Raw genomic sequence first — 5,744 nt, 5'->3', positions numbered from 1 at the left:
AAGACCAATATTCTGTGTTCAAACCGGAAGAAACAATTATAAATGATAAATTTTAGATTTTAAATTGTTCAAAGCGGCTGAATCCCTGTGCTGAGAGGAGGAAGACCAATATTCTGTGTTCAAACCGGAAGAAACAATTATAAATGATAAATTTTAAATTTTAAATTGTTCAATCCTTTTGTGTGTGAAGTGGAATTAAAAAATCATTTTTTTAATTTAAAATTTAACATTTAAAATCTAAAATTTTTGTTCGGCATTTGAATATCTTATATATTTGGGGTGGATAAGTTTGGGGGGGATTATTAATGCAGATTAGGGCGAGTTATAAGCAAGCAGTAAAGCACAGATGAAAAAACAGCATTTCTTTATTTTATTCCTGATTTTGGTAAGTGGTTTTGGAATTTACAGTGGAATAAAGAGCTTAATTAAAGGTAAGGAAGTTGAAACGGAGTGGACACAGACCGAGCGCGATAATCAAGTCAGAGACTGTATTTTTTCAACAAAAGAAATGGGTGAAAAATACCCGGAGATTGTTGAAGACTATTGCGAATGCTCGACTGATAAAGTTACAAGCAGTATGTCAAAAGAGGAGTATGATAAAATTTCCTCCTTGCCAGTTGATGAGCAGAGAAGTAAGATAATGCCAATAATAAAAGACTGTTTTGACAATTTTAATAGAAGGATAAATGAGGCAGAATTAAAAAAAATGGAAAATGCGTTTAATGGTTTGATTAAAAAGAAATAAACTGTGGAAAATAGACAAACCATTGTGTTGTGTAGAAAAAAAAGTATTTCAATTGTCGATTGAAGACTAATAGGAAATATTAATCAACAGCCAAAGCCGGACAGCAGGCCTCGGAAAGTTGGCGTGAGTTATAAAAAAATAATAGATGTTATAGTGGTTAAACATTTATTTAGAGTTATTTCGGTTTGATATAAACGGGCATTTAACCTGCAAATAATCCTGCCTCCAAAAAAAGTTAGTTGCATTTATTAATATCCAATATTGATGAAATCTATTCAAGTATTTACTCATGACATCAACAAATTATTAGCATTCTATAATGCGACAATATATTCATATGATCAAACAGAAGAGGTTCTGAATTTTCGTGGAATAAATAAAATTCCATATGACTTACCTACTGAGGAAGGCTTGCTTATTAAGCAGCCGCATTTTTTCAAATATAATAAACGTGCAAAAGTTGAACTTCGAAAGAATCTATGTGAGATTGTATTCGTCAGATTAGTTTCTGCATTAGAAGTATTTTTAATAGATCTTGTCAGGGAAACTTTTCTTGAGAGTAGAGAACCATTTAAAAAGCAAGATGTTATTCCAAAATTTTCACAAGCTGAATTATTGTCTTTTAAATCTACGACGGAAATTTCTGCCAAAATAATTAACAAGGAATGTAGAAATTTATCTAGTGGAGGATTTGTTGACATCATAAAATATTATAAAAAATATTTTGATTTTGATATTGCTTGCTTTGCACCGGGTAAGAGCAAAATGGAAGAATATCATGATTGAAGACATTTATTAGTTCATCGCTTGGGTAAAACTGATCAACAATTTAGAGAGAAATATAACTCTTCAAAACAGGGTATTACTATTGACGAACCTTATCTTCTAGAATGCATGGCGGACTTTTTGAGTTTCGCAGAAATGGTTAATAACCAAATGAATTATCAATTAATAAACGAATTCAATAAAAATTCTAAAAAGACCAAAGCATTTGATAGGAGAGTCCTGTTTCAGTTGGAAAGCCTCCAGAATTTAAAACTAGATTGCATTGACCCAAATTTTGAATTCTGGGCGAACGACGAGTTTTCAAGTTTCAGCGAAATTTTAGATTATTCAAAGGAAATTGGAGAGAATAAAACAGAATATATTATTTCAGGTTCTTTTAGACAGATAAAGAACTATTTGAAAATTCTTCGAAGATATGATAGCCAAAAACTAATCAAACTGGTTGAAATTGACAATGCAATTGAGGAGAAAAAAGTGAAAAGCAAGAATTCAGATATTCGAGAATTCAGTACTCGGATTTTAGATGATGAAGTTCTAGCTAAAATTCAAGATAAACTACCTGTTCAGCCTTGGGAGACTGGAATCCATAAAATTGTGGCGGCAGAATTAAATGTATCTAACAAATTGGTTTCAATGGCAATAAACCAATTAATTGCAAAAGGAATTTTTAAAAATCAAATTGATGGACAAGTAGTTGAATATCCTCATTTGGAAAATGAAAAAAAATAACATAATACCTATTATCTCACCACTACAATCAAGCCAGGCTGTGCAGCACAGCGCTGAAAGGAGCAAAATGCAGTAGTACATTGCAGTCCATTTATAAAACCTTATCCCACACCCCACCATGAAACCCACAGCAACAACCATTCTTATCATCTTCGCGCTGAGCTGCAGTGTGGTGTTTGGGCAAGGCATGATTAAAAAGCTTGACAAAGGGAAGATACTGTACATTGATGTAAAACCAATAGGAGACAGAGCAACGAATCCAATGAGTTGGCATACTATAAGGATTATAAAAACCGACAGTTTATTTTCAGTGGAACTGAGGAAGGCGGGTGAAGTTAAAAATACCGTGCTGCAGCGTGGGAAAATGATTGAGATTTGTAATTTTATAGAAAATTGGGGAGGCAAACGGTATACCTGGTGGAACAGAGATTATCATGTTCTCAGTTACGACAAAATCAGAATTAAAATTGGTTGCAGAAGTTCAAGGTTCAGATCGGAAATTGGCTCTGATGATGTGTTGCTTGATATATTCGCTGATTAATATGCTGTGATTGTATTTTTTCCCCACAGGCATTGGTGGGGTTGTGAAGAACAGGTGAAAATAAAATGGAAATAATAATGATATTCTAACACTTATTATTATGAAACGAATCGTTACTGTTATTTTGATTTTAAATTTCTGGGCGTTGGTGTGTAACGGACAGGATAATCTGAAAAAAGTTGCCATTATCAACCCTGATGGTAAAAACGTATCAGACGAACTGAAAACTATTCTGCGCGAAGAGTTAAGCAGCATTGTTGTGAATACAAGTGGCTATACTGTGCTGGAGAGGGAAGAGGTTAATAAAGTAGTTAAAGCCCGTAGAAGTGAAGTTAATATTGAGTTTTCCGAAAGCGAATTACGGGAAATCGGAAAATTCTTACAGGCAGATTATGTTTGCTATGCTATCATTACGCCTATTGATAATAACTATCATATAAGTATCAAGATTTCGGAAATAGAAACTGCAAAAATCGTATTTCAGAATACGGGTATCACAAAAAATGGAACAGGCGATTTTATTGAAGTTTCGCGAAAGACAGCGAACAATATGCTCAACAATAAAACGGAAGAACCTACGGAACTGCTAAAGGCAGTTGTAGAAGATAGTGGGGATAACTACTGGGTTAACTGTCCTTATTGCGGAGAATATAAGCTAATGAAGAAAGGGTCATATATTTCGGGTGAAAAGTATAAATGTCTTAAGTGTGGTAAATTGTGGATTTTCCCGGATTTAAGCAATTCAGGTAATAATCAAAACCGTCCATTACGCGAAATGACTCCAAGAAAATAAAATAATCAAAAGAACAACGGAATCGTACTGCAAGCATAGCCGCAATTTCAAAACCATATCACACCAAATCCCCACCATGACACGCATTGCAACAACCATTCTTATCATCTTCGCGCTGAGCTGCAGTGCGGTGTTTGGGCAAAGCATGATACCCATTCCAGCAAGCAATGCCACATGGACTATGGACTTTCAGGTGGAGCTTCCATTTCAGAATGTCAGTCACAACCCCCGATATTTTAAATCGCGCAACGACACCCTGATCAACGGTCTGCATTATACCATCATCGATCAATTGAATGATCCTGTGTATTATTGTCTGTTGCGCCAGGACAGCGCGAAGTATTACTGCACATATGCCGGCGACACCACTGAGTTTTTGCTGTATGACTTTACGCTTCAGGCAGGCGATACCGCCCATCTGCCTATTGGCGGCACGTATATGGACTTTGTGGTCACCGCTGTAGACAGTATCTTAATTGGAAACCACTATCATAAACGAATCAGGATTCCGGGCAATTATGGTGTGGATAATGATTTTATTGAAGGCATAGGCTCCATGCAGGGCTTATTTTATAATGAAGTTCCCTGGGTTGACTGGTGGGCGAACCTGAGCTGTTTTTCACGGAATGATACCATTTTTGCAATTGACGGCAGCGGCACATATTCTTTAGGTAACTGCTGGCAAACGGTGGGCAGCGCTGAAATTGAAACGTCGGCATTCAGCATTACACCCAATCCGGCTCAGGATATTATCACAATAGCCGGCACAGAAGTAAAACAGGCAGAGCTCTATGATATAAGCGGCCGCAGACTGCTTGAATGCGCCTGCAACAGCATTGACTTGCAGGCATACAACGAGGGTGTTTACATCTTAAAGGTAACGGATTTCAATAACAGTGCGACCGTACTGAAAGTGTTGAAGAGCGGTACACCCTGACGGGGAGTGGCATGTGGTGCAGGGCAGGAGGCAACGAAGTGTAATCGTACATTAAAACATGAAACATCATCCGTACGCCGCCGGTGAAAATATCTCAATCTTACAATGCCGCTGAGCCGTCAGGCAGATTTTAATTGCATAAGGAATTATACAATTCGATCATTTCTATGAAAGGCTTTTCCATTGTGCTAAAATCACCTTTGTATTGTTTTTTAAATTCTTCGCACTTCAGCAGAAATGGTTTAATCTTTTCTTTCATATTCTTCGGACTGTTAACCTTAATATAGGTTCCATTGGGCATTTTCAGAAAAAACCTGTAAGTGCCGGACGGGCCACCCGTACTCCAGTCGCCACCGGCAGCTCCGGGGGTATATTGCATTCCCGTCTGTCCCGGATCTGAAATATAGACTTTTAATACTCCATCTACAGCCCTTTGCGTATAACGGATATAACTATCGGGTTTGTTGGCCACCAAAGGCGTTTTATCTATAGAAACACCATCAATAAAAAATGTAAGAACGTCAGGAACCTTGTCCCTGCCTTTAAGTGACACCTCCTGTCCATCCATATCAGTATATTTCATGGACCTCAAATATCCTTGAGACGTTGTGTTATAACTTAAATTCTTACAAAAGGTAGTATCCTTTTTCACGATAAAATAATCCTGAGCATAAATACTTAAACTCATGGTAATTAACAAAATTCCAATTGCAAATTCTCTGGTTTTCATCTTTTACTGTTTTTGAGTGATTAATAATGTTTCAGTGCCCGCCGTCGGGCATTTCATAGTTGAAACATGTGGCAATATACAAAATATTATCATATCTAGGCTGGCTTTTTTTTCGGCACATTCAAGATCAGGATTGACAGACTTTGTCGGACGATATCATTAGGTAATCACCTGCCTTAATGTGGAAAGCCTGTTCCGATTTGTCGGGAGGATTTAGGGATATGGGTCGGCTGTCAGCTTCAGCTGTGCTGCGTTTGCAGCCCCTGACCCCGGCCCTATCCCCGGCACGGGGATAGGGTGACTGATTTGGCAAAGTTTGGATACGATAATTTTCAGCTGTCGCGCGTTTGCAACGCGTGACAAGCGGGCTGAAAGGTAAAGGCTTAAGGCTGAAAGCAAAAAACCTTTCACCTTTCACCTTTTACCTGTTCAGCTGTGCTGCGTTTGCAGCCCCTGACCCCGGCCCTATCCCCGGCACGGGGA

General features: G+C 37.7%; 7 protein-coding genes. 6 read left to right on the top strand and 1 reads right to left on the bottom strand.

From position 1 onward, the window contains the following. Positions 1-346 precede the first annotated feature (346 nt). From WCM76_16595 to WCM76_16570, 6 genes are all read left to right on the top strand, one after another. Positions 347-745, top strand: coding sequence for a hypothetical protein (locus WCM76_16595; GenBank protein ID MEI6767251.1), 399 nt, complete (start codon positions 347-349; stop codon positions 743-745). 264 nt (positions 746-1,009) lie between these two features. Beyond that, positions 1,010-1,531 (top strand): hypothetical protein, encoded by a 522-nt coding sequence (locus tag WCM76_16590; protein ID MEI6767250.1) that lies wholly within the window; start codon positions 1,010-1,012, stop codon positions 1,529-1,531. A gap of 21 nt (positions 1,532-1,552) precedes the next feature. Then, positions 1,553-2,260, top strand: coding sequence for a hypothetical protein (locus WCM76_16585; GenBank protein ID MEI6767249.1), 708 nt, complete (start codon positions 1,553-1,555; stop codon positions 2,258-2,260). Between the two features lie 118 nt (positions 2,261-2,378). Continuing rightward, the gene (locus WCM76_16580) at positions 2,379-2,801 is read left to right on the top strand and encodes a hypothetical protein (GenBank protein ID MEI6767248.1); all 423 of its coding nucleotides are present in this window, start codon (positions 2,379-2,381) and stop codon (positions 2,799-2,801) included. A gap of 100 nt (positions 2,802-2,901) precedes the next feature. Continuing rightward, positions 2,902-3,594, top strand: a complete 693-nt coding sequence (locus WCM76_16575; protein MEI6767247.1) for a hypothetical protein — start codon at positions 2,902-2,904, stop codon at positions 3,592-3,594. Positions 3,595-3,670: 76 nt separating this feature from the next. Further along, complete coding sequence (locus WCM76_16570; protein ID MEI6767246.1) at positions 3,671-4,531, top strand: T9SS type A sorting domain-containing protein; 861 nt, start codon at positions 3,671-3,673, stop codon at positions 4,529-4,531. Between the two features lie 130 nt (positions 4,532-4,661). On the opposite strand, the gene WCM76_16565 is transcribed toward WCM76_16570, so the two are convergent. Then, the gene (locus tag WCM76_16565) at positions 4,662-5,261 is read right to left on the bottom strand and encodes a hypothetical protein (protein ID MEI6767245.1); all 600 of its coding nucleotides are present in this window, start codon (positions 5,259-5,261) and stop codon (positions 4,662-4,664) included. Between the last annotated feature and the right edge of the window lie 483 nt (positions 5,262-5,744).

It is taken from the genome of Bacteroidota bacterium, from assembly GCA_037133915.1.
In the GTDB taxonomy this organism is placed as follows: domain Bacteria; phylum Bacteroidota; class Bacteroidia; order Bacteroidales; family CAIWKO01; genus JBAXND01.
Note: the sequence above shows the minus strand (reverse complement) of the source record. Positions and strands in the feature narration are given on the sequence as shown.

Coding starts and splice junctions, on each gene's coding strand:
- WCM76_16590 (MEI6767250.1), top strand. CDS start 1,010: ATGAAATCTATTCAAGTATTTACTCATGACATCAACAAATTATTAGCA.
- WCM76_16580 (MEI6767248.1), top strand. CDS start 2,379: ATGAAACCCACAGCAACAACCATTCTTATCATCTTCGCGCTGAGCTGC.
- WCM76_16565 (MEI6767245.1), bottom strand. CDS start 5,261: ATGAAAACCAGAGAATTTGCAATTGGAATTTTGTTAATTACCATGAGT.
- WCM76_16570 (MEI6767246.1), top strand. CDS start 3,671: ATGACACGCATTGCAACAACCATTCTTATCATCTTCGCGCTGAGCTGC.
- WCM76_16595 (MEI6767251.1), top strand. CDS start 347: ATGAAAAAACAGCATTTCTTTATTTTATTCCTGATTTTGGTAAGTGGT.
- WCM76_16575 (MEI6767247.1), top strand. CDS start 2,902: ATGAAACGAATCGTTACTGTTATTTTGATTTTAAATTTCTGGGCGTTG.